General features: G+C 69.6%; 17 protein-coding genes. 10 read left to right on the top strand and 7 right to left on the bottom strand.

Annotated features, from left to right (window positions below; genetic code table 11):
- The first annotated feature begins 65 nt into the window (after positions 1 to 65).
- The 7 genes from OG729_RS09470 to OG729_RS09440 all read left to right on the top strand — a co-directional run bounded on the left by OG729_RS09470 (position 66) and on the right by OG729_RS09440 (position 8,431).
- Positions 66 to 983, top strand: coding sequence for a LysR family transcriptional regulator (locus OG729_RS09470; RefSeq protein ID WP_360870341.1), 918 nt, complete (start codon positions 66 to 68; stop codon positions 981 to 983).
- A gap of 249 nt (positions 984 to 1,232) precedes the next feature.
- Positions 1,233 to 1,502 carry a phosphopantetheine-binding protein gene (locus OG729_RS09465; RefSeq protein WP_405805499.1) on the top strand — a complete coding sequence of 90 codons (270 nt, stop codon included), beginning with the start codon at positions 1,233 to 1,235 and terminating at the stop codon, positions 1,500 to 1,502.
- Positions 1,503 to 1,513: 11 nt separating this feature from the next.
- Positions 1,514 to 4,717, top strand: a complete 3,204-nt coding sequence (locus OG729_RS09460; protein WP_405805498.1) for a non-ribosomal peptide synthetase — start codon at positions 1,514 to 1,516, stop codon at positions 4,715 to 4,717.
- Between the two features lie 30 nt (positions 4,718 to 4,747).
- Positions 4,748 to 6,268 (top strand): amino acid adenylation domain-containing protein, encoded by a 1,521-nt coding sequence (locus tag OG729_RS09455; RefSeq protein WP_405805497.1) that lies wholly within the window; start codon positions 4,748 to 4,750, stop codon positions 6,266 to 6,268.
- Position 6,269: 1 nt separating this feature from the next.
- Positions 6,270 to 6,917 carry a 4'-phosphopantetheinyl transferase family protein gene (locus OG729_RS09450; protein WP_405805495.1) on the top strand — a complete coding sequence of 216 codons (648 nt, stop codon included), beginning with the start codon at positions 6,270 to 6,272 and terminating at the stop codon, positions 6,915 to 6,917.
- Positions 6,914 to 7,678, top strand: coding sequence for a thioesterase II family protein (locus OG729_RS09445; protein WP_405805493.1), 765 nt, complete (start codon positions 6,914 to 6,916; stop codon positions 7,676 to 7,678). Before OG729_RS09450 ends, OG729_RS09445 begins: the two co-directional genes overlap by 4 nt.
- A gap of 6 nt (positions 7,679 to 7,684) precedes the next feature.
- Positions 7,685 to 8,431: a thioesterase II family protein gene (locus tag OG729_RS09440; protein ID WP_405805491.1), complete on the top strand. Its 747-nt coding sequence runs from the start codon at positions 7,685 to 7,687 to the stop codon at positions 8,429 to 8,431.
- Between the two features lie 94 nt (positions 8,432 to 8,525).
- On the opposite strand, the gene OG729_RS09435 is transcribed toward OG729_RS09440, so the two are convergent.
- Complete coding sequence (locus OG729_RS09435) at positions 8,526 to 9,092, bottom strand: nucleoside deaminase (protein WP_360870360.1); 567 nt, start codon at positions 9,090 to 9,092, stop codon at positions 8,526 to 8,528.
- Between the two features lie 76 nt (positions 9,093 to 9,168).
- Between OG729_RS09435 and OG729_RS09430 the strand changes: the two genes are divergently transcribed.
- On the top strand, positions 9,169 to 10,134 hold the full coding sequence (locus tag OG729_RS09430; protein ID WP_405805490.1) for an antibiotic biosynthesis monooxygenase: 966 nt from the start codon (positions 9,169 to 9,171) through the stop codon (positions 10,132 to 10,134).
- Between the two features lie 20 nt (positions 10,135 to 10,154).
- Here the strand turns inward: OG729_RS09430 and OG729_RS09425 are convergent, their stop codons facing one another.
- Positions 10,155 to 10,358 carry a zinc-binding dehydrogenase gene (locus OG729_RS09425; RefSeq protein ID WP_405805489.1) on the bottom strand — a complete coding sequence of 68 codons (204 nt, stop codon included), beginning with the start codon at positions 10,356 to 10,358 and terminating at the stop codon, positions 10,155 to 10,157.
- Between the two features lie 191 nt (positions 10,359 to 10,549).
- On the opposite strand from OG729_RS09425, the gene OG729_RS09420 reads away from it, so the two are divergent.
- Entirely contained in the window at positions 10,550 to 11,929 is a 1,380-nt protein-coding gene (locus OG729_RS09420) for an FAD-binding oxidoreductase (protein ID WP_405805487.1), read from the top strand.
- 130 nt (positions 11,930 to 12,059) lie between these two features.
- On the opposite strand, the gene OG729_RS09415 is transcribed toward OG729_RS09420, so the two are convergent.
- The 3 genes from OG729_RS09415 to xylB form a co-directional block, all read right to left on the bottom strand.
- Entirely contained in the window at positions 12,060 to 14,915 is a 2,856-nt protein-coding gene (locus OG729_RS09415; protein WP_405805486.1) for a glycoside hydrolase family 2 TIM barrel-domain containing protein, read from the bottom strand.
- A 75-nt stretch (positions 14,916 to 14,990) separates the two neighbouring features.
- On the bottom strand, positions 14,991 to 16,205 hold the full coding sequence (locus OG729_RS09410) for an ROK family transcriptional regulator (protein ID WP_405805485.1): 1,215 nt from the start codon (positions 16,203 to 16,205) through the stop codon (positions 14,991 to 14,993).
- Positions 16,206 to 16,333: 128 nt separating this feature from the next.
- Positions 16,334 to 17,818: a xylulokinase gene (gene xylB, locus OG729_RS09405; RefSeq protein WP_405805484.1), complete on the bottom strand. Its 1,485-nt coding sequence runs from the start codon at positions 17,816 to 17,818 to the stop codon at positions 16,334 to 16,336.
- A gap of 176 nt (positions 17,819 to 17,994) precedes the next feature.
- Between xylB and xylA the strand changes: the two genes are divergently transcribed.
- The gene (gene xylA / locus OG729_RS09400; RefSeq protein ID WP_360870378.1) at positions 17,995 to 19,164 is read left to right on the top strand and encodes a xylose isomerase; all 1,170 of its coding nucleotides are present in this window, start codon (positions 17,995 to 17,997) and stop codon (positions 19,162 to 19,164) included.
- A gap of 60 nt (positions 19,165 to 19,224) precedes the next feature.
- On the opposite strand, the gene OG729_RS09395 is transcribed toward xylA, so the two are convergent.
- Together OG729_RS09395 and OG729_RS09390 are read right to left on the bottom strand one after the other, a co-directional pair.
- Positions 19,225 to 20,466: an ROK family protein gene (locus OG729_RS09395; protein WP_405805482.1), complete on the bottom strand. Its 1,242-nt coding sequence runs from the start codon at positions 20,464 to 20,466 to the stop codon at positions 19,225 to 19,227.
- Between the two features lie 40 nt (positions 20,467 to 20,506).
- Positions 20,507 to 21,967: an APC family permease gene (locus tag OG729_RS09390; protein WP_405805480.1), complete on the bottom strand. Its 1,461-nt coding sequence runs from the start codon at positions 21,965 to 21,967 to the stop codon at positions 20,507 to 20,509.
- Between the last annotated feature and the right edge of the window lie 130 nt (positions 21,968 to 22,097).

The raw sequence follows: 22,097 nt of genomic DNA, 5'->3' as shown, positions 1-22,097 counted from the left end.
AGGACCCGGGCACAGGATGACGAACTGTCAAAGCAGTCCCGTCCTGTACCAGAGGAGGTTGGACCGTGGACACTCCTCAACTCGATGCATTCGTGGCCGTTGTCGAAATCGGCAGCTTCACCAGAGCCGCCGCCCGACTGAGCCTGTCCCAGCCGACGATCACCACACGCGTGAAGTCGCTTGAGCAGGGGCTTGGCGTCACGCTGCTCGAACGCCTGCCCAGCGGAGTGCGACCCACTCCCGCCGGCCGGCAACTCCTGCCGTATGCACGGGAGATCATCTCGCTCACCGGTCGCGCCCGCCAGGCGATCAGCTCCGACGGCCAGCCACATGGCTGCCTGGACGTCGGAACCGTCGAGAGCCTGACGAGCTACCGGCTCCTGCCCATGGTCGAGTACCTCTACCGCCGCTACCCGAAGGTGCAGGTCTCCCTGCACGCGGGGGCCGGCACCGACGCCGTCGCAGCCGTCCGCGACGGTCGCCTCGACTGCGCATTCATCGTCGGCTCACCCGAGGAGCACGAGGGCCTCGACACCCAGGTGCTGTGTCCCGAACCGCTGGTCCTGGTGGGGAACCCAGGACATCTTCTGGTGGGCCGCGGCGCCGTCGCCGACGAGGACCTCCGCAGTACGCCGATCATCCGTGCCGACAGCCGGGCCGGCTACCAGCACCAGTTCGAGCAGGCCATCGGGCTGCTGGACGGATCGGATCGCCCTCGCGTCTTCGAGCTGGACTCGATCGACGCGGCCAAGCGCAGTGTCGCCCTGGGCATCGGCATGGCGTTCATGCCCCTGGTCTCGGTCGAGCGGGAGCTCGCCGACGGGACTCTGGCGACGATCGACTGGGCACCGCCCTTCGAGACCTTCACCCAGGTCGTCCGCCGCAGGACGAGCAGCTCCAACGCCGCACTGGACGCCCTCGTGGCCGCCGCCCTGGACGTGGCCGCCGAGCACCTCGACGACCCACTGCTCGCGGCCGGCTAGGGCGTGTTTTAGAAGTCCCGCCTGCCCCGCGACGCCTGGCACGCACACTCGCGATGTTGTCGGAGTCGCCCAAGTACGTCCAGTACGAGGGCGATCCTCCGCCTTGCGATTGCACGCACCAGACGCCGCAGGGCCCGCCCTGCGGGCGGACGGCGCTACTTCTAAAACACGCCCTAGCCCCCACCTCCGTCGACGTTCCCGGGGCTTCTCGCCCCTCTCCCACTCAGTACCGAAGGAAGGCCCTGGCTCATGACCCTCACCCCTGCCGCAACGCAGTCCCAGCCCACGGACCCCGTGCCGCACATCACCGAGCGGGTGCACGCCGCGATCACCAAGCGTGTGGGCGAGCAACCTCTCACTCCCCAGACGGAACTGGCGGCCCTGGGCATCGATTCCCTCCTGCTGCTGCGCATCCTGGGCGACCTCGCCATCGACCCCGCGCAGGAAATCGACCCCTACCAGCTCGCCGACGTCCTCACGGCCGCGGACTTGGCCGCCTTCGTCGAGGACTGGAACTGAGGGAGCGGGAAGTGCGCACCAGGGACATCGACATCGTGAAAGAGACCGTGGACCTTCCGGTCACGGCAGCGCAGCGCAGCCTCCTCTTCATCCAGGAGGCCATGGAGCGCAAGGACCTCTACAACATCAGCTTCCGCATCACCTTCGACGGCGAGGTGAACCAGGACGCTCTGCGCCAGGCGCTGAAGCGGCTGCTCGACATCCAGCCCACCCTGCGCACGGAGTTCGCCTTCGCCGGCGGTGAGCCCCGTGCACGAATCACCGAACCCGCCGACGTGCCGCTCGAAGTGAGCGCGACCAGTGCCGCGGCATCCGACTGGAAGGGGCTGGTGGACGAGGAGAGCAAGCGCTTCGCGTCTCTTGCCGTGGACCTGCGGACCGCACCCCTGTGCCGCTTCAAGCTGCTCCAGGGGCCGGGCCGCAGCGCACTGCTGTGCAACATCCACCACTCGGTCAGCGACGGCGTCTCCATGAGCGCCTTCCTCGACGAGCTCCGCGACGGATACCGGCTCGCCTGTGGTGGTTCCGCTTCCGCGACCGGCACACCGGAACCCGCCGAGCGCGAACGGCACCTCGCCCGTGAACTCGCCGCGCAGGTCAGGGCGACGGACGCCGCGATCGAAGCGGGCGAGGTCAAAAAGCTCGCTGCGGACCTGGCCGGCGTGCCGGCGACGACGCTCTACCAGACGCCCACCCGGCCGGTGAACACGTCATTCGCCGGCGCAGACCTCAATGTGCTGCTCGACGCCGAGGAGCGACGCCTCGTCGAACGCACCGCGCGCGAGCTCGCGACGACCCCCTTCTGCGTCCTGCTCGCCTGCTACTCGGCGCTGCTGGGCGAGTACTCCGGCCAGGAGCGGGTCATCGTCGGCAGCCCCTTCTCCACCCGTCGCACGATCGCTTCCCATGACCTGTGCGGCTTCTTCGTCAACACGCTGCCACTTGTCCTGCCCGCCCGTGACGTGCCGTTCGACACGCACTGCGCCGCCGTCTCGGACGTCGTACGCGAGGCCAAGCGCTACCAGGCCATCCCCTTCGATGCGCTGGTCTCAGAAGTCGCACCCGAGCGCACCACCAACCGCAACCCGCTCTTCCAGTGCATGTTCGCGATGCAGGACGAGCTTGCCACCCGGCTCGACCTCGCCCCCGGCCTCCCGGGGAAGGTCGAGTTCGTTTCCCAGCAGGCCGCCCGCTTCGACCTCTGGCTCGGCGCGACACCTGTGGAGGACGGTCTGCTCATCGAGCTCGAGTACGACAAGGACCTGCTCCCCGCCTCGTACGCCGAGCGTTTCCTCGCGGAGTACCGGCAGCTCCTGCTGCGGGCCACCGACAGCCCCCACACTCCCCTCACAGAGCTGCTGGCGGGCCTCGACACCCGTACGGTCCCCGATTTGAGGCGGAGTCATGAGACACGCACCCACGGCGAAGGAGGACTGCTCGGCCTGATACTCGACGCCGCTCGCCGGCACCCGGAGCAGCTCGCGGTCACGGACGCCTCCGGATTCAGCCTGACGTACCGGGAACTCGCCGCTCGCACCGCGCGGGCGGCAGCCGGACTGCACAGCCGCGGTGTGCGACGCGGCGACGTGGTTGCCGTGGTGCCGGACGCCCTCGCGGACACGGTGGTGTCCATGCTCGCCATCCTGTGGTGCGGCGCCACCTACCTGCCGGTCGACACCACCCTCCCGGCAGACCGGCTGAGCTACATGATCAGCCACTCGGGCTGCACCTTCGTCATCGGCACCCGCTCCGTGGTGCCCGACGAGCCCGAGCGGACGACGGTCACCGCACTCGAGGAGGCCGGCGGCACGCCCCCGTTGCTGCCCGAAGGAACCGACCCCGTCTACATCATGTTCACGTCCGGCTCGACCGGGCGCCCCAAGGGCGTCCTCATGGGGCAGCCGGCCCTGATCAATCTGCTGCACTGGCAGATCGACGAGCTTCGCATGGGCTCGGACACGCGGTTCCTGCAGTTCGCGCCGCTCGGCTTCGACGTGTCCTACCAGGAGATCTTTCCGACGCTCGCCGCCGGCGGCACCGTGCACGGGCTCGGCTCCGTCGACCGTCGCGACCTCAGCCGGGTCGCAGCCCTGGTCGAAGACCAGCGCCTGAGCCACGTATATCTGCCCGTCGCCGTCCTCGGCGCCTTTGCCGAAGCGGTCAACGACGCCGGCCACACGCTGGAATCCGTCGGCTTCATCTGCGTATCGGGCGAGCAACTGCACCTGGACAGCCGCTCTCGACGGCTGCTCGACGCACATGACCGGCTCACGCTGATCAATCTGTACGGCCCGACCGAGACCCATGCGGTGACCTACCACGTTCTGCGCGGCGGCCCCGCCGAGCGCCCCTCTCACGTCCCGATCGGTCGCCCGCTGCCGGGAGTCGACACCTACCTGCTCGACAGAGCGGGCCGTGAGGTGCCGCCCGGCGCCGTCGGGGAGCTGTACTTCGGCGGTATCTGCCCCGCAGACGGCTATGTCAACGACCCCGAGCGCACCGCGACCGCCTTCCTTACCGCACCTGACCGGACTGGACGCATGTACCGGACCGGTGACCTCGCGCTGCTCACGGAGGACGGCACCCTGGTCTTCCTCGGTCGCCGGGACTCGCAGGTCAAGCTGCGCGGCCACCGCATCGAACTCGGTGAGCTCGAGACCGCATCCGAGAAGCTGCCGATGGTCAAGGCCGCGGCCGCCGCCGTTCACGGCACCGGTGAACAGGCAGCGCTCTGCCTCTTCGTCCTGACCACACCGGGCCGAGAAGTGGACGTGAGGGAGCTGCGCGGCGCGCTCCAGCAGGAGCTGCCCACGTACATGATCCCCCGGCATGTGCTGACGATCGACGCCATGCCACTGACCGACAACGGCAAGATCGACCGCACGACGCTCCTTCGACGCTTCACCGACGGCGAGTTCGCATCGGCCGAGGCAGCCGGGCCCGCCACCGCCTGGGAGCCGACAGAGAACGAAGCACTGGTCCGGGAGCTGTGGACGCAGCTGCTCGGACACGAGCCGACCGGCCCCGACGAGTCGTTCTTCCTGCTCGGCGGCAACTCCTTCGACGTGCTGCGACTGCTCACGGAACTGGGAAAACGCGCCGGCAGGCGCGTCCCGGTCGTCGAGTTCTTCCGGGCCCCGACCATCCGCGCGTTGGCCGACCACATGGATGCGCCGGCCGCCCGGCCGGGCGACGCAGCCAACGGTGGCCACTGACCTCAATCCCCACAGACAGCGGAGCAACACATGACCACCGTCATCGACCTGATCGAGACTCATGTCCAGCGCCACCCCGACAAGACCGCTCTCCTGTGCGGTAACGACCGTGTCAGCTACCAGCAGTTGTGGGACGGGGCGCATGACGTCGCCGACCGGCTGCTGACCCGCGGCTGCACCCGCGGCGAGACGGTCGCCCTGGTGGGGCCGGGCAACGCGGAGTTCATGACCGCCGCGCTCGGCGCCTGGCTGGCCGGTGCCGCCTGGGTTCCCATCGACCCCCGGCTGCCTGCCGAGCGCATCCGGTACGTCCTCGACGACACCGGCGCCAGGGTGGTCCTCGAGACCGGCAGCAACGGCGTTGAGACCGCCCTGCCCCGTGAGCGAATCACCCTGCAGCCTCCGACTGCGGACGCCGGCCGGGAGGAACGCCTGCGCTCCCACCGTGCCTTGGCCACCGATCGTGCCTATCTCATCTACACATCCGGCTCCACCGGCCTGCCCAAGGGCGTAGCCGTCGGCCATCAAGGCCTGGCCGTCCATCTGCTGGGCACGCTGGAGGCATACCGGCTCACTTCGGACGACGTGCTGCTCTCGTTCGCATCACCGAGCTTCGACGCGGCCGTCGAAGAGATGTGGGCGCCGATGGCCGGTGGCGGCACCGTGCTGCTGCGCGGTCCGTCCCTGTGGACCGGCCAGCAGCTCTTCGAGCGGGTACGGGCGCACCAGGTCACCTACATCTCCTGCACCACCGCCTACTTCGAGGCATTCTTCGGTGAGGAGCTGACCGCGAACGACATCGCTTCACTCGGCTCCCTCCGCGGCATCATCTTCGGCGGCGAGGCGGTGAACCCCGGTGTCGTACGCCGCTGGGCCAACGGGCCACTCGGCTCACTTCCCGTGTGCAACACCTACGGGCCGACCGAGACGATCGTCACCGCCACCCTGTACTGGATCGAGCAGGGCTGGGACGGCGACCGGGTCCCGATCGGGCACTGTCTTCCGGGCCACCTCTCCCTCGTACTGAGCACCGAGGGCGACGAGGTCGCCGACGGCGAGAGCGGCGAGCTCTACCTCGGTGGTCCCTGCGTGGCGGAGGGCTACCTCGGACGACCCGACCTCACTGAGCAGCGCTTCGTCGAAATCCCCGGCCGCGACGGCGTCTACTACCGTACGGGCGACCTTGTCGCCGTCGAAGACGGTGAGTTGCTCTTCCTCGGCCGCGCCGACCGGCAGGTGAAGATCCGCGGCTTCCGTATCGAGCTCGAGGAAATCGAGGTCGCTCTCCGCAACCTCGACGAGGTGCGCACCGCCGTCGTGGGCGTCGAGCAGCGTCCCGGAGGCGGCGACCAGCTGATCGCCCACGTCGTCCCGCAGGATCCGGCGGACCAGGATGCGCCGGCCGCCTTCCGCTCGGCGCTGCGCGTCGCCCTCGGCAAGACCCTGCCGGTCTACATGGTCCCCGCCGAGATCAAGGTGCACGGCGAACTGCCGCTGGGAGTAACCGGCAAGGTCGACCGGGCCAGGGTGCTGGCCGACGCGAGCAAGTGACATGAGCACCAGACCTGCCGGGTCCCCGCTGCGCATCGAAGCGGGGCCCGGCGTCTGGGCCGCCCTGGCATACGCACCGTCCGATACCGGCCTCCTCACCACTCGCGACCGCGCCGATGCGATGCGCCTGCCCCCGCGGAGGCGCATCGACCGGCTGGGCGCACGTGGCCTGCTGCGCGCTCTGCTGTCCGAGCGGTTCCCCGAAGCTGCCGACGCCGACGTCGTGTACGAACCGTCCGGCCGCCCCGTGCTCCTCGGTCATCCCCGTATCGGCATCAGCGTCAGCCACAGCAACGGTGCCTACGCCGCGTGCGCCGCCCTCGACCGGGCCGTGGGCATCGACGTACAGCCTGTGCCGTCGGAGCTGGCTGATCCGCTGCTGCGCTGGTGCACGCCCAACCGGCAGCAGGAGCTCACCGCTCTGCCGCCACGCCGCAGAGCCGCCGAGTTCGCCTGGATCTGGACCGTGAAGGAGGCATGCGGCAAGGCCCTCGGCACCGGCCTGGCGGACGACACCTTCACGCTCGACGTTCCGCGCGGCACGGCGCGTGGGACGTGGGGCCCGTATCAGTGGGTGAGCCTGCGCCAACGCTCGCCGCTGCCCCTGAGCTGTGCCTTCAGCAGCATCATGAATGGAGAATTCAAGTGAACGAGCAGCGATGGCTGCAGACCTTCGCGGCGGCCCGACCGAACGGCGGATCGACGCAGGCCCGGCTGGTGTGCCTGCCTCATGCCGGCGGATCCCCTTCCTTCTTCCGGGACTGGCCCCAGCACCTGGACCCGCGGATCGAAACCTTGGCCGTCTGCTATCCCGGCCGCCAGGAACGCTTCGGGGACCCTGTCATCACTGACATGCACGAGATGTCCCAGCGCCTGGCCGCCGTCCTCGCGCCCCTTGGCGACCGGCCGTTGTGGCTGTTCGGGCACAGCATGGGCGCCGCCATCGGATACGAGGCCGCGCGCGTGCTGTTGAACACCTATGGGGTGCAGCCGGCCGGCCTGTTCGTGAGCGGCATCGCGCCACCTCACCGGATCGAAAAGGGCGACGTCCACCTTCAGGGCGACGACGCCGTCGTCGCGGACGTACTGGGCATGGGCGCCGCCGAGAGCGCACTACTCGCCGAACCGGAGTTCAGGGAGCTGCTGCTGCCTGCCTTCCGCGCCGACTACCAGCTCATCGAGAGCTACCGGCCGACGGACACTCCTCCGCTCGACATCCCGCTCACCGCCTACTACGGCACCGCTGATGAGGACGCCGCCACCTGGGCCGGCGAATGGGCACGCTATTCGGTCCGATCCACGGCCACCATGGCCTTCCCCGGCGGCCATTTCTATCTGCAGGAGGCCGCGCCCCAACTCCTCGCCGACCTCTCGCACCGCGTCCTGGCCGGCACCCAAGGAGAGGGCTGACCTCGCATGCCGACCACCACCCCCGTACGCTCCTGGCTGCTCAGCGCCTCGTCGCGGGCCGGCGCACTGCAGCTGTACTGCTTCCCGCACGCAGGCGGAAACCCCGCCGAGTACCTCCGCTGGGCGGCGCAGTTGCCCGAGGCCGAGCTCCACGTCGTCCAACTGCCCGGTCGCGGAAGCCGCCATCAGGAACCCCACGCCACCAGCATCGAACGGCTCGCCGCCGACTTTCTCGCCGACGTTCCGCTGGAGCGGCCCTACGCCTTCTTCGGGCACAGTCTGGGTGCCCTCATCGGATACGAGATCACCAGGGCACTGCGGGATGCCGGTCGGCGTCTGCCGCAAGACCTCATCGTGTCCGCCTTTCCCGCCCCTCATCTGCCCCGGCCGGCGAAGCCTCTGCACACCTTGCCGGACGACGAGCTCCTCCAAGCCGTCGCACTCCGGCACGGTGGCATCCCTCCCGAGATTCTCGGCTCCCCACAGATGCGCGCCCTGGTGGTCAACCCTCTTCGTTCGGACCTGCGGCTTGCCGAGACCCATCACCATCGGCCCAGCACACCGCTGCCGGTGCCGCTGACCGTCTTCGCCGGGAATCGCGACCGGGTGAGTGCGGGACAGCTGGCCGCCTGGCAGCAGCACACCATCGAGCCGATCACCGTCCGGTCATTCCCCGGTGACCACTTCTACTTCCGCGACCACGAAACCCAGGTACTCCAGAGCCTCAAGGACGTCCTCAGCTCGTGGCGATGACCCGAGACCGGACCCTGGTCGCCGCCGTTGACCTCTGGATGTGCCGAGGGCCGGATGCGTTTCGTGCATCCGGCCCTCGTAGCGAGACAGTGCGTCAGTACGGGTGCTTGTTCGGCTTGTTCGCCCAGGCCTCGTAGGAGGTGACACCCAGCTCGGGGTGCAGCTGCTCCAGGGTGATACTCCGGTCCGCCGGAGGCTTCGCGAAGTCCTCGTACTGGAAGGCGTCGTCGAAGCCGATCTCCTGGGTCGCCTTCCAGTCGCGGCTGTAGTAGACGGTGTCTATCCGGGACCAGTAGATGGCGCTCATGCACATCGGGCAGGGCGCGCCACTGGTGTACAGCGCGCATCCCATCAGCATGCGGGCGCGCTCAGGCACGACGTCGGGGGAGCCCTCGGGCCGCGGTATCAACTCCAGGGTGTTCTGGTTCTGGTGCTCCTCGGCAACGCTGGGCGCCTCGGGGTTCAGGATCGCAACTGCCTTGTGGATGGCTTCCACTTCACCGTGCGCGGTCGGATCGGCCGTGAGAAGCACACGGTTCTGCCCGCGGGCGATGATCTCGCCGTCATGGGTGATCACTGTGCCGAACGGCCCGCCCCAGCCCTTCTCCACGGACTCCGTCGCCAGCCGAACCGCTTCGGCCATGAACTCCTTGTGTCCCATCTCGGAATCCTCCCGCCCATCCGGCGTAATTGCCATAATTTGTCCGATAACTCCCTTTTGATCTAGACTACTCCGTATGAGTACCCGTGCAAGCGGTGACCCCGGCGGCAGCGCCACGGTCGTGACCTCTCAGAAGGTCCGGGCGGGCCTGGACGACGACTACAAGCGCTGGCAGGAGAAGACCAACCAGGTCGTGCGAGGCTTTGACGGTTTCCAGGACACTGAGCTGTACCCGCCGGCTTCGGGCGACGAGAACGAATGGGTCGTCGTATTCCGCTTCTCCGGTGTCGAGCAGCTGTCCACCTGGCTGGATTCGGGTGAGCGTCGACAACTCCTTGATGAGGGGCGCCCGCTGTTCGACGGGACCCCGACGCAAGAGGTGCTCACTGGCGGGACGCCGGCCGAGGATGTCGTCACCGCGGTCATCTCGCACGATGTGCTGCCGGGGCGCGAGCGGGACTTCATGCGCTGGCAGGACAAGGTCCTCAAAGAGCAGGAGAAGCATCCCGGCTTCATGGGGTCGGAGTTGTTCAAGCCGGTGGAAGGCATTCAGGACCGTTGGGTGGTCGCCTTCCGCTTCGACACGCGCGAACACCTCGACGGGTGGCTCAACTCCGAGGCCCGCGAGAAGCTGCTGGACGAAGGGCGCGATTCCTTCCGTTCCTACGACGTGCGCAAGATCGGGTCGGCGTTCGGCGGCTGGTTCCGCTTCGGTGAGGGTGCGGACGAAGGTATTCCGCCCAACTGGAAACAGGCCATGTCGGTGGTACTGGCCCTGTATCCCACGGTGATGATCCTCAACCTGACGGTCGGTGACTGGTTCAACGACATGGGGATGCCCGGATATGTGGCGCTGTTCTTCGGCAACGTACTGAGTGTCAGCATCCTGACCTGGCTGCTGATGCCGCTGGTCAACCGGGCATTTGCCTTCTGGCTGTCGCCGAGCCGGGCACGGTCCGTACGCGTCCACGTGGCAGGTGCTGCCATTGTGGCGGTGTGTTACCTGGTGTTGATCGTCGTCTTCGGCCTGACCACGGGTTAGAAGCGGACCGCGGGCATGAATCATTCGAAACGAATCAGCGGCTTGATGATTCCGTCTTCTTTCGTCTCCATCATGCGAAATGCCCGCTCGATCTCGTCGAAGCCGAACTCGTGTGTGGTCATCGGCGTGGGGTCCACCTTGCCGTGCTCCATCAGCCGGAGAATCCGCCGCAGTCGCTCCCGGCCCCCACGGTTCAGCCCGCCGTAGACCTGCTTGTCGGACATGCCGTATCCGAAGGGTTCCAACGGGATCTTGAGTGGCTCGTTCACGTCACCGTGGCGGGCGGTCGTCTCCAGGCCGCGAGCTTCCACTGGGGCCGGTAGACTGGGGATGTCTCCGCTTGCACACTGCAGAATTCACGCCTGACCTTCAGCTTCGTCCGCAGCCGCGGCTTGCGCAAATCCTGGAGTCCGTGATGAGCAGACAGCGGCAGGCTCGACGAATCGAGGGGGAGCTCGTCCGGCGCGGCGACACCGACTACGAAGCCGTCCGGGCAGGCATGGCGTGGAATGGGCTCAAGCCCGATCGATTTCCTGAGGTGATCGTCCGGGCGGCCTCGGAGCGAGATGTTCCCGAAGCCATCGGGCTGGCCCGTTCCCGCGGACTCCGCATTGCAGTTCGGTCGGGCGGGCACAGCTGGTGCGCCTCGTCCCTCCGCTCCGACGGCATGCTCATTGATCTCTCCCGGCTCCGGCGGTGCGACATCGACATGTCTTCCGCGACGGCGACCGTGCAGCCCGCTGTCACCGGCGGTGAACTTGCCGCGGAACTCGTCGCGCGCGGCCTCAGCTTTCCCACGGGGCATTGTGGGTCGGTCGCCGTCGGCGGATATCTCCTCAGTGGTGGTCTCGGGTGGAATTCCGGTGCCCTGGGGCCGGCTTGTCGGAGCGTTTACGAGATGGAAGCCGTGACGGCGGACGGCGAAGTGGTCCGGTGCAGCGAGGACGAGAATCCCGACCTCTTCTGGGCGGCGCGTGGTGCGGGTCCGGGTTTCTTCGCCGTCGTCACCGGCTTTCGCCTTCGCCTGCATCGGATTCCCGGGGCGATCATGTCGTCCACCTATGCCTTTCCCCTCGCGTACGTCGAAGAGGTGTCGAACTGGGCCACCGAGACCGCGCAGGAGCTCGATCCGACCGTGGAACTGGCCCTCGTACTGGCAACCGCCGCCCCGCACATGACGAAGCAGACGCCGCGCCCGAAGGTGATCATCGTCGCCGCGACGGCTTTCGCGGATTCGGGCGACCAGGCGGTCCAGGCTCTCCGGCCGCTTGAGACCTGCCCCTTCGCCGACCGCTCCCTGTTCCGGCAGGCGTTCGAGCCGACGTCCCCCGCTGCCCTGTACGAGGCCTCCAGCGACCTGTGGCCCGCAGAGAACCGCTACGCGGCCGACACTCTGTGGTCGGATGCGGACTTTGGGACGCTGTTGGCCAAGCTCAGCGACGCGGTCGGCAGCGCCCCGTCCGACAAGTCCCTTGTCCTGGCACCCGTATCGCCCGCTTCGCACGACGACGATCTGCTGCGCGACATGGCGTTCTCGGTGCTCGGCGAGAGCTACGTCGTGCCCTATGCCATCTGGGACGACCCTGCGGAGGATGACATCAACACCCGCTGGCTGCGCGAGGCGATGAGCGCCGTGGAGCCGCGCGGGACGGGGCACTACATCGCCGAGGCAGACCTCACTGCCGGTGCGACCCGCGCCGAGCGTTCGTTCACGACGAGCGACTGGCAGCGGCTGCAGGCCCTGAGGGCGCGGTACGACCCGGAGGGTGTCTTCCACTCGTACCTGACGCCCTGAGGGGCGCAACCGACCGCCGCCCGGTCACCGCTCGCGGTTCCCAGCGAAAAGGACCAGCGCCACCGTCGCCAGGCCGGGGCAGGGTGAGGGCCGTTTCCGCCGATCTTCGTTCACCAGAGCCGTCACGCCCTCACGCACCCTCCAGCGCACGGAACGTGAACGCGAATTCCGTCGGCTCGGCCCGGAGTCGGTACTGCGGCAGCGGGCCCGGCCCGCAGGACTGCGAACCGATGCCCTGCTGGCCGTGGTCGAGGTTGACCCAGACCGTGTCCTTCGACGGTACGAGGTCGGTGAGATGCTCCGCGGCGTCCAGCTGCTCGCTCGTCCAGCGGCGAGCCGTGAACCAGAACGCCGCGTCGCCCTCGACGCGCAGGCCGCCGACCTCCGCCCACCGCACGTCCGCGCGTGCGCCGTTCTCCTGCGGCCGTACGTACGGGGTCTGCAGATCGTCCACGGACGACTCCCAGCGGCCGAGCATCGACGCGGCCCGGGTGTCCGGGTATGCCTCGCCCGGGCCGCCGCCGAACCACTTCACGTACCCCGCCGACGACGGCAGGCCGAGGCGGACGCCGAGGCGAGGCAGCGGCAGCGGCCACTCGCCGTCGAGGCCCACCGAGACCGTGAGACGCAGCCGGGTTCCGTCGGACGTCCAGCGGTAGACCGTACGCAGTCCCGCCTCGCGGGCCGCGGGCGCGACCCGGGTCCGTACGGTCAGTGCGTCGTCCGTCAGCTCCAAGCCGTCCAGCCGGTGTTGCATACGGTGCAGGCCCAGCTCGCGCCAGCGGAGCCCGTAGCAGAGATCGGGCTGCCAGGCCGCGCCGTTGTCGTTGTCCGTCGGCGCACGCCAGACATCCAGCCGCAGTCCGGTGACGTCCACCGCCCCGATGGTGCGCAGCGCCCCGGTGCGGGCGTCGAAGGACGCCGGGCCGAGCGTGATCAGCTTCTCGCCGCGCACCGGCCGGTCGCCGAGGGCGATCCGCGCGGGAGGCCGCTCGCCCACCGGGAGGCGGCCCCAGGCCACCTGGTGGTCGCGCCGCCCCCACGCGGTGTCCTCGGCGAGCAGGGCCCGTACCGTCCACTGGGTCTCGGCGCTCCCGGCGCCCGCGGGTGGCGCGGGCAGTTCGACGTGCGCAGACTCACCCGCCGTCAGCTTCGGCACGTCCAGCGGACCGGACCGAATCGTCTCGCCGTCCACCTGGTACGACCACTCGAAGGCAATCCCTGAAAGGTCCGCGAAGTCGTACGCGTTGGTGATCCGCACGGTCCCCGCCGCGCCGTCGCCCTCGATCCGGACCGGCTCGATCACCTTCTTGTACTCGAGGAGGCCGGGGGAGGGCGTACGGTCCGGAAACAGCAGCCCGTCACAGACGAAGTTCCCGTCGTGCAACTCCTCGCCGAAGTCGCCGCCGTACGCATATCCGTACCGCTCGTCCTTCAGGCCGTGGTCGATCCACTCCCAGATGAAGCCGCCCTGATTGCGCTCGTACGCCTCGAAGAGCCGTTGGTAGTCGGCGATCCCGCCCGGACCGTTGCCCATGGCGTGCCCGTACTCGCAGAGGACGAAGGGGAGTCCACGTCGCTTCTCGGGGCCGCCGTCCAGCCCCTGGCCGATCTGCTCGACCTCGGCGTGGTCCGCGTACATCCGCGAATACACGTCCGTGTCCTGGCAGTTGTGGTCGCCCTCGTAGTGGACGAGCCGGTCGGGGTCGCGGCCGTGGATCCACTCGGCCGTGGCCGTCAGACCACGGCCGGTCCCGCACTCGTTGCCGAGCGACCACATGATCACGGAGGGGTGGTTCTTGTCGCGCTCGACCATGCGGGCGGCCCGGTCGAGCAGTGCGGGTGTCCAGCGGTCGTCGTCGACCGGGTTGTCGCGCCAGTTCTGCTCGGCGAAGCCATGGGTCTCCAGGTCGCACTCGTCGATCACCCACAGGCCCAGCTCGTCGCAGAGACCGAGGAAGGCGGGGTGCGGCGGGTAGTGCGAAGTGCGCACGGCGTTGATGTTGTGCCGTTTCATCAGCTCCAGGTCGAGACGCATCGTGCGCGCGTCCAGCGCCCGGCCCCTCTCCGGGTGGAACTCGTGCCGGTTGACGCCCCTGAGCAGGATCCGTTTCCCGTTGACCTTGATGACGCCGTCCTCGACTGCGACCGTGCGGAATCCGATGCGCAGTGGGATCCGCTCACCCTCGGTGGCCAGTTCGCCGTCGTACAGCCGCGGCGTCTCGGCCGTCCACGGCTCGACCGGCACGGTCACCGCCTCTCCCGTCGCCATGTCGATGCCGAGCTCGGGCACGGTGATGCGGCCGTCCGTGTCCGAGTCGACCCGCAGCGTGCCCAGGCCCGCGCCATGGTCGTACGGGGCGTGCACAAAGAAGTCGAGTGCGCAGCCCGCCGGACGGTGCAGCAGTGTCACGTCCCGGAAGATGCCGGGCAGCCACCACTGGTCCTGGTCCTCCAGATACGAACCCGACGACCACTGGTGGACGCGGACGGCCAGCACATTGCCCTCGGGGCGCAGCAGCTGCCCCACGGCGAACTCATGGGGCAGGCGGCTGCCCTTGAAGTCGCCGATGTCCTGGCCGTTCAGCCACACGCGGGCGCACGATTCCACTCCGTCGAAGCGCAGCACGGCGCCGCCGTCCGCCGGCCAGTTGCCGGGCAGGTCGAAGGTGCGCAGATGGTCTCCGGTCGGGTTCCCGGTCGGGACGCGTGGCGGGTCGACGGGGAAGGGGTAGCGGTGATTGGTGTAGATCGGCGCGCCGTGGCCCTGGAGCACCCAGTGCCCGGGCACGGCGATCTCGTTCCAGCCCGAGGCGTCATGGCCGGGCTCGGCGAACGAGTCGTCATGGGCGTCCGCCGTGGCCGACAGCCGGAAGCGCCAGCTCCCGTTGAGACAGAGAGAGGCGGCATCCGATCCGGCGTACCAGGCGCGCGGTGGCAGTGCCCCGTTGCCGGGCGAGACATCGTCGACGTACGAGAAGGACATCGGTCTCCTTGGACAGTTCATGAACTGACCTTGCAAGGCGCGACGCTAATATTCGCCCAACACTTCGGCAAGGAGTCAGACGAAGTGGCGGCCGCCCGCCGCCACGGCCGAGGCAAGCGCCCCCTCCAGCGCGAAGGTGGCCGCACCCAGACACACCGGGTCGGTGGGAATGGTCGACAGCACGATCTCGACGGCGGAGGCGGGACGCCGCAGCGCATGCCGCGCCACCGCCTTACGCACCCCGGCGAGCAGCGGCTCGCCCAGCCGCCGCGCGACCCAGCTGCTCAGCACGATGACCTCGGGGTTGAGGAGGTTCACCAGGGCGGCGATCGCGATGCCGAGACGGCGCGCGGTCTCCCGTACGACGTCGACCGCGACCGGATCGCCCTCGGCGACGCCCCGCGCGAGAGCGTCGATGGTCGCCGTCTCGTCGTCCGGGTGCAGCAGCGGGCCGTGCGCGTCCCGCTCGCGCAGATCGCGCATGATGCCGGGCGCTCCGACATACGTCTCGACGCAGCCGCGGCTGCCGCAGTGGCACGGCCGCCCGTCCAGGACGAGCGTGGTGTGGCCCCACTCGCCCGCGCTGTTGCTCACTCCCCGGTGCAGCGCCCCGCCCAGGGCGAGCCCGGCGCCGACTCCGGTGCCGAGATTGACCACCACGGTGTCACAGCGGCCGCGGGCGGCGCCGAACCAGAGCTCCGCCGTCGTGCACGCGTGCAGCGGATTGTCGAGGTGGAGTGGGTAGGCGATGCAGCCGGCGAGCAGATCGAGCAGGGGTACGTCGTGCCAGCCCCAGTTCGTCGCGTGCACCAGGACACCGTTTTCGCGGTCCACCTGGCCCGGCATGCTGACGCCGACGCCCAGCACTCGGGCGCCGTTCGCGCCGGCCTGTGCGACCACCGAACCGACGGCCGCCGCGACCTGTGCGACCACCTGCTTCGGTGTCCGCTCACCGGGGCGCACCGGCTCCTGCGCGCGCGCCAGCACCGTCAGCCCCAGGTCGAAGAGTTCGGCGTGGACGTACGTCTCGGCGATGTCGACGCCGATGAGCGTGCCCCCCGACGCATTGGCGGCGACGAGGCCACGCGGCCGCCCGCCGGCGGACTCCTCGAAACCGGCCTCGGTGAGCATGCCGAGCTCCAGCAGCTCCCCGACGAGCGTGGCGACGGTCGCCAGACTCAGGCCGGTGGCCGCCGCCAACTCCGGCCGGGAGGTGGGGGAGCGGGCGATGATCCGCCGCAGCACCTCATAGCGATTGGCGGTGCGGATGTCACGGGACGTGCGCTTCACCGAACTCCCCCTCTGTCCCCGTGGCCCGGCGGGGCGCAAGGCTATGACGGCGGGGTGGATTTCGACAAGGGGTTGGCATATGGAGTGGAGGAAGGGAGAGGCGGCGGGCGGGCTTGATGCCGCGGCTTTCAGGAGAGCAGCGCGGGAGTGGCCCGGCCCAGGACCGAGGTGACGCGGTTCCAGGTGTCCATGTCCCGCTCCACGGGCGGGAGTTCACGGCCGGAGCCGGTGTGCCACGCGGTGGAGATCGCCACGGCGTCGTCCCCCGTGGCGGCACCGGCGGCGAGCGCGGCCGCGCCGAGTGCCACGAGTTCGCCAGCCTCGGGGACGATCACCGGCCGCCCGGAGAGCCGTCGTACGGTCTCCACCCAGATACGCCCCTGGGCGCCGCCGCCGATGAGCCGCAGAGGGCGCTCCCGTACGCCCGGCGAACGGGGGTCGAGGCCGCAGGCGCTCAGCACCTCGTCGAGGGCGCGCAGCACGGTGACGGCCGCGCCCTCGTACGCAGCGCCGAGGAGCTGCTGCCGGGTGGTGGTGTGGCGCAGACCGGTGAGCAGCCCGGCGGCGGCGGGCAGGTCGGGGGTGCGCTCGCCGTCGAGATACGGCAGCAGGACCGCCTCGCCGCCGGGCGCGGCGTCGTCGCGGTCCAGGCCGAGCAGGGCGGCCACCTTGTCCACGGCGAGCGTGCAGTTGAGGGTGCAGGCGAGCGGGAGGTACGTGCCGTCGGCGGCGGCGAAGCCGGACAGCGCAGGTGTCGCGGGCCGGGTGCGGGTGGCGGCGAAGACGGTGCCGGAGGTGCCGAGGCTCAGGACGGGGTGGTCGACGAGTCCGGCGCCGCCGAGGCCGAGTCCGACGGCGGCGGCCATGTTGTCGCCGGTGCCCGCGGCGACAGCGGCGGTGGGCGGCAGCCCGAGCGTGGCCGCGGCCGACGCGGTCAGGGTGCCGATACGGGTGCCGCCGGTCGGGGCGACCTCGGGCAGCAGTGCCGCGTCCAGGCCGATCAGCCGGAGCAGATCCGGGTCGTAGGCACCGGTCGCGGTCGAGTACCAGCCGGTGCCGGAGGCGTCGCCCGGGTCGGTCACGGCCGTGCCCGCCAGCCGTTCGGTGAGGAAGTCGTGGGGGAGGCGGACGGCGGCCGCCGCCTCGGCGACGGCGGGCTCGTGCTCGTACAGCCAGCGCCATTTGGCCGCCGTGATCGCGGCGACCGGCACGGATCCGGTCCGCGCGGTCCAGGCCTGTGGACCGCCGAGTTCCGCGGTGAGGGCAGCGGCCTGCGGGGCCGAACGGGTGTCGTTCCACAGCAGGGCGGGGCGGAGCGGCCGGCCGGAGCCGTCGAGGACGACCAGGCCGTGCTGCTGGCCCGCGACGGCGATGCCGGTGACGGCCTCGGCACCCACACCGGCGGACGCGAGCTCTTTGAGGCCGTCGCCGACCGCGTCGCACAGGGCCCGCCACCACAGCTCGGGGTCGGACTCACGGGCGCCCGCCTCGCCGTGGACCTGGTGCGGGGCGCGGCCGACGGCCAGCGGCCGGCCGGTGGTGGCGTCGGTGAAGACGGCCTTCGTGGACTGGGTGGAGCTGTCCACGCCGATGACGACTGCGTTCGGCGGCATGGGCACGCACCTCACTTCGCAGGTTTTGATCTTGCACAGAACAAATTACGGGATGGCTGTGTGTGGCGACAGACCTCGGCGTCGACGGACCCCTGTTTGAGGTCTTCCCTGCCCTCGGGGCTGCATGCAAGATTAGTATTGTCAGGAAACAAATTAGCAGCGAAGGCGGCCAGAGCATGTCGGAACGCTTCATCCCCACCCCGGAGGACAGGTTCAGCTTCGGCCTGTGGACCGTCGGCTGGCAGGGCCGCGACCCCTTCGGCGACGCCACCCGGCCGGCTCTGGACCCGGTCGAATCCGTGCAGCGCCTGGCGGGACTCGGCGCCTACGGCGTCACCTTCCACGACGACGACCTGATCCCGTTCGGCTCCTGTGACACCGAGCGTGAGTCGCACATCAAGCGTTTCCGGCAGGCGCTGGACGCGACCGGACTGGTGGTGCCGATGGCCACCACCAACCTCTTCACCCACCCCGTCTTCAAGGACGGCGCGTTCACCGCCAACGACCGCGACGTACGCCGTTACGCCCTGCGCAAGACCATCCGCAACATCGACCTCGCCGCCGAGCTCGGCGCGCGCACCTATGTCGCCTGGGGCGGCCGCGAGGGCGCCGAGTCCGGCGCCGCCAAGGACGTACGCACCGCCCTGGACCGGATGAAGGAAGCCTTCGACCTGCTCGGCGACCACGTCGTCCAGCAGGGCTACGACCTGCGCTTCGCCATCGAGCCCAAGCCCAACGAGCCGCGCGGCGACATCCTGCTGCCCACCATCGGCCACGCCCTGGCCTTCATCGAGCGCCTGGAGCGCCCCGAACTCGTCGGCGTCAACCCCGAGGTCGGCCACGAACAGATGGCGGGCCTCAACTTCCCGCACGGCATTGCCCAGGCGCTGTGGGCGGGCAAGCTCTTCCACATCGACCTCAACGGCCAGTCCGGCATCAAGTACGACCAGGACCTCCGCTTCGGTGCCGGCGATCTGCGCGCCGCGTTCTGGCTCGTCGACCTGCTGGAGACCGCGGGCTATGCGGGCCCGCGCCACTTCGACTTCAAGCCTCCGCGCACCGAGGACTCCGACGGTGTGTGGGCGAGCGCCGCGGGCTGTATGCGCAATTACCTGATCCTCAAGGAGCGCGCGGCCGCCTTCCGCGCGGATCCGGAGGTCCAGGAGGCGCTGAGGGCGTCCCGCCTCGACGAACTCGCCCGCCCCACCGCGGAGGACGGGCTTGCCGCGCTGCTCGCCGACCGGGGTGCCTTCGAGGAATTCGATGTCGCGGCCGCCGCCGAGCGCGGCATGGCCTTCGAGCGTCTTGACCAGCTCGCCATGGACCACCTGCTGGGCGTGCGCTGACGCAGGGCGGGCCGGCCCGGGCCCTGCGCCCTGTTCTTCATCGCCCGACGGGCCTGAACATCAGGCCCGTCGGGCGATTTCCGCGTACGCAGCCGGGTCGGCCAGCACGTTCCGTATCACCAGAGCCGCCGCACCGCGCGCCGCGTCGCCCGCCAGCGACGAGGCACGCAGCCGGCCGCTGTCCTTGGCCCAGAGCCCGGAGACCACCCGGCCGGTCAGCTCGCGGCCCGCCGCGGGGGAGAGCCACGGCATCAGCCCCCGGTAGATCCCGCCGAGCACCACCGCGTCCGGGTCCAGCAGATTCACCGCCCCGGACAGCACCTGGCCCAGCCTGGCCCCGGCCGCCTCCAGTGCCTCCAGCACACGCTGGTCACCGTCCCGCGCCCGCCGTTCCAGCTCGGCGACGCCCGCGGCGCCTGCGTTCTCGTCGAGCCCCGCCGCGCGCAGCAGCGCCGACTGCCCCGCGTACTGCTCGAGGCAGCCCCGCGAGCCGCAGCGGCACTCGGGCCCGTCCGGCTCCACCACCACATGGCCGATCTCACCGGCGAAGCCGTGCGCTCCGCGCAGCAGTTCACCGTCGAGCACCACCGCGCCGCCGACACCGATCTCACCGGTCAGATACAGAAAGGTGCGTACGCTGCCGAGCCCGCCGAACCAGAGCTCGGCGAGCGCCGCCAGATTGGCCTCGTTCTCCGCGCTCACCGGCAGCGCCGGGCCGTCCGGCCGCTGTCCGGCCAGGGCTTGCGCGAACAGATCCTCGGCCGCGACCCGGCTCCAGCCGAGGTTCGGGGCCTGGCGCACCGTGCCCGCCGACACCAGACCCGGCAGCGCCAACTCCACGCCGACCGGCCGGAGTTCCTGCTCGCCCGCCGACTCCAGCGCCCGCGCGGCTATCCGGGCGGCACGCCCGAGCACCTCGTGCGGCGGCACGCCACGGTTGTCCAGGTGCTCGGTCAGCCGGACCCGGTCGGTGCCGGCCAGATCCACCACGCACACCGACACATAGTCGATGTTGACCTCCACGCCGAGGCCGGCCGGACCGGTCCGCGCGACCTTCAGCACGGTGCCGGGCCGGCCTGCCTGCCCGCTGAACGTCTTGCCCGACTCGGTGAGGAACCCGCTCACCAGCAGCTGCTCGACCAGCGACGACACGGCCGCCCTGGTCAGCCCCACGCGGGCGGCGACTCCGGCGCGGGTCGCCTCGCCCTCGTCGTGCACCGCGCGCAGCACCAGGCTCAGATTGTGCCGCCGCACGGACTCCCGCCCGGCTTTGGGCTCCAGCGGAGTGGGGTTGCTGTTCATGAGGCGACGAGCCTATGCGAGGACCTCGCCGGATCACCTCCTAGGGAGTCGACGTGACGGGTTCGGTCCCGGTGCGCTGCGGCGTGAGGTAGTCCTCCGAGACCTCCCTGGGCCCGAAGGGCCACACCTTCTCGTACCGCGCCCACACCACGAAGGCCACGCAGCCGAGCGCCAGCCAGGCGAGCGACCATTCGATGGGGTGGCGGCCAGGGGAGTTCTTGTCGGCGTATCCGTAGATGACCAGCCAGCCGACGAGCGCGATGACGCTCGGCAGCGGATAGAGCCACATCCGGTACGGACGGCGCAGCCCCGGCTGCCTCTTGCGCAGCACGGTCACGGCGACGACCTGCGCCAGCGCCTGGACGATCACCATGACGGTGGTCAGCAGCTGGATGAGCGTGGCCAGATCGGTGTGGCGGCCGATGAGGAAGCCGACGGCCGCGACGACGCCCATGGTGGCCAGGCCCAGCATCGGGAAGCGGTGCTTGGGGTGGAGCTTGCCGTAAGGACGGAAGAAGACGCGGTCGCGTGCGGCGTCGTACGGCACCCGCGAGCCGCCGAGGAGCCCGGTGAAGACGGACGCGAAGGCGGTGATGAGGATCAGTACGGTGACGATCTGGGCGGCGCCTTTGCCCCAGGTCTCCTCCAGCACGGCGGAGGCGACCGAGGTGGCTGCGATGTCGCCGGGATCGGTCATCCGGTGCCAGTCGATGACGCCGAGGGTGCCGATCTGCAGCAGCAGATAGATCGCCATGATGCCGAGGACGGAGAAGATGATCGAGCGCGGCAGGGTGCGGCCGGGGTCCTTGATCTCGGCGCCCATGTAGGCGGTGGTGTTGTAGCCGAGATAGTCGTAGATGCCGATCGTCAGGCCCGCGGCGAAGCCGATCCAGAAGTGGTTGCTGGTGAACTCCAGGGCGTGCGCCGGGTAGGTGAAGGCCAGGTCGGCGTCGAAGTGGGTGGCCGAGGCCACGATGACCAGGGCCACCGAGGCGATCATGACGGTCCACATCACGGCGGTGATCCGGGCGATGTGCTCGATGCCCCGCCACAGCAGCAGGATCACGAGCGCGATGACGCCGAGGCCGATCAGATCGCCGGAGCTCTGCCCCAGGCCGGGCGCGAGATAGCCGAGGTACTGCACGAAGCCCACCACGCCCGTCGACATGATCAACGGTATGAAGAGCATGGCCGTCCATACGAACAGGAACGGCATGAGTTTGCCGCTGCGGTACTGGAAGGCCTGGCGCAGATACACGTAACTGCCGCCGGATCCGGGCATGGACGCACCGAGTTCGGCCCAGATGAGGCCGTCGGCGAGCGCGAGCACCGCGCCGGCGACAAAGCCGATGACGGCCTGCGGACCGCCGAAGGCGGCGACCATCAGCGGAATGGTGACGAACGGTCCGATGCCGCACATCTGACTCATGTTGATGGCGGTGGCCTGGAAGGGGCCGATGCGGCGTACAAAGCCGTCGGCGGGCGGTGGGGTTCCGGACATGGGGAGCCTCCCTGATCTCAGGTGGCGGGGCGGGGAGTTGTGACCGTTTCGCCGGTACTTCGCGCGTACTTCGCCGGTACTTGACCAGTACAGGGAGGCATGACAGCTCCGGGTGTGATTAAGTTAAGGA

This window comes from Streptomyces sp. NBC_00210 (assembly GCF_045160975.1).
Classification (GTDB): domain Bacteria; phylum Actinomycetota; class Actinomycetes; order Streptomycetales; family Streptomycetaceae; genus Streptomyces.
The sequence above is the reverse complement of the archived record's forward strand: the minus strand, read 5'-3'. Positions and strand labels throughout refer to the sequence as shown.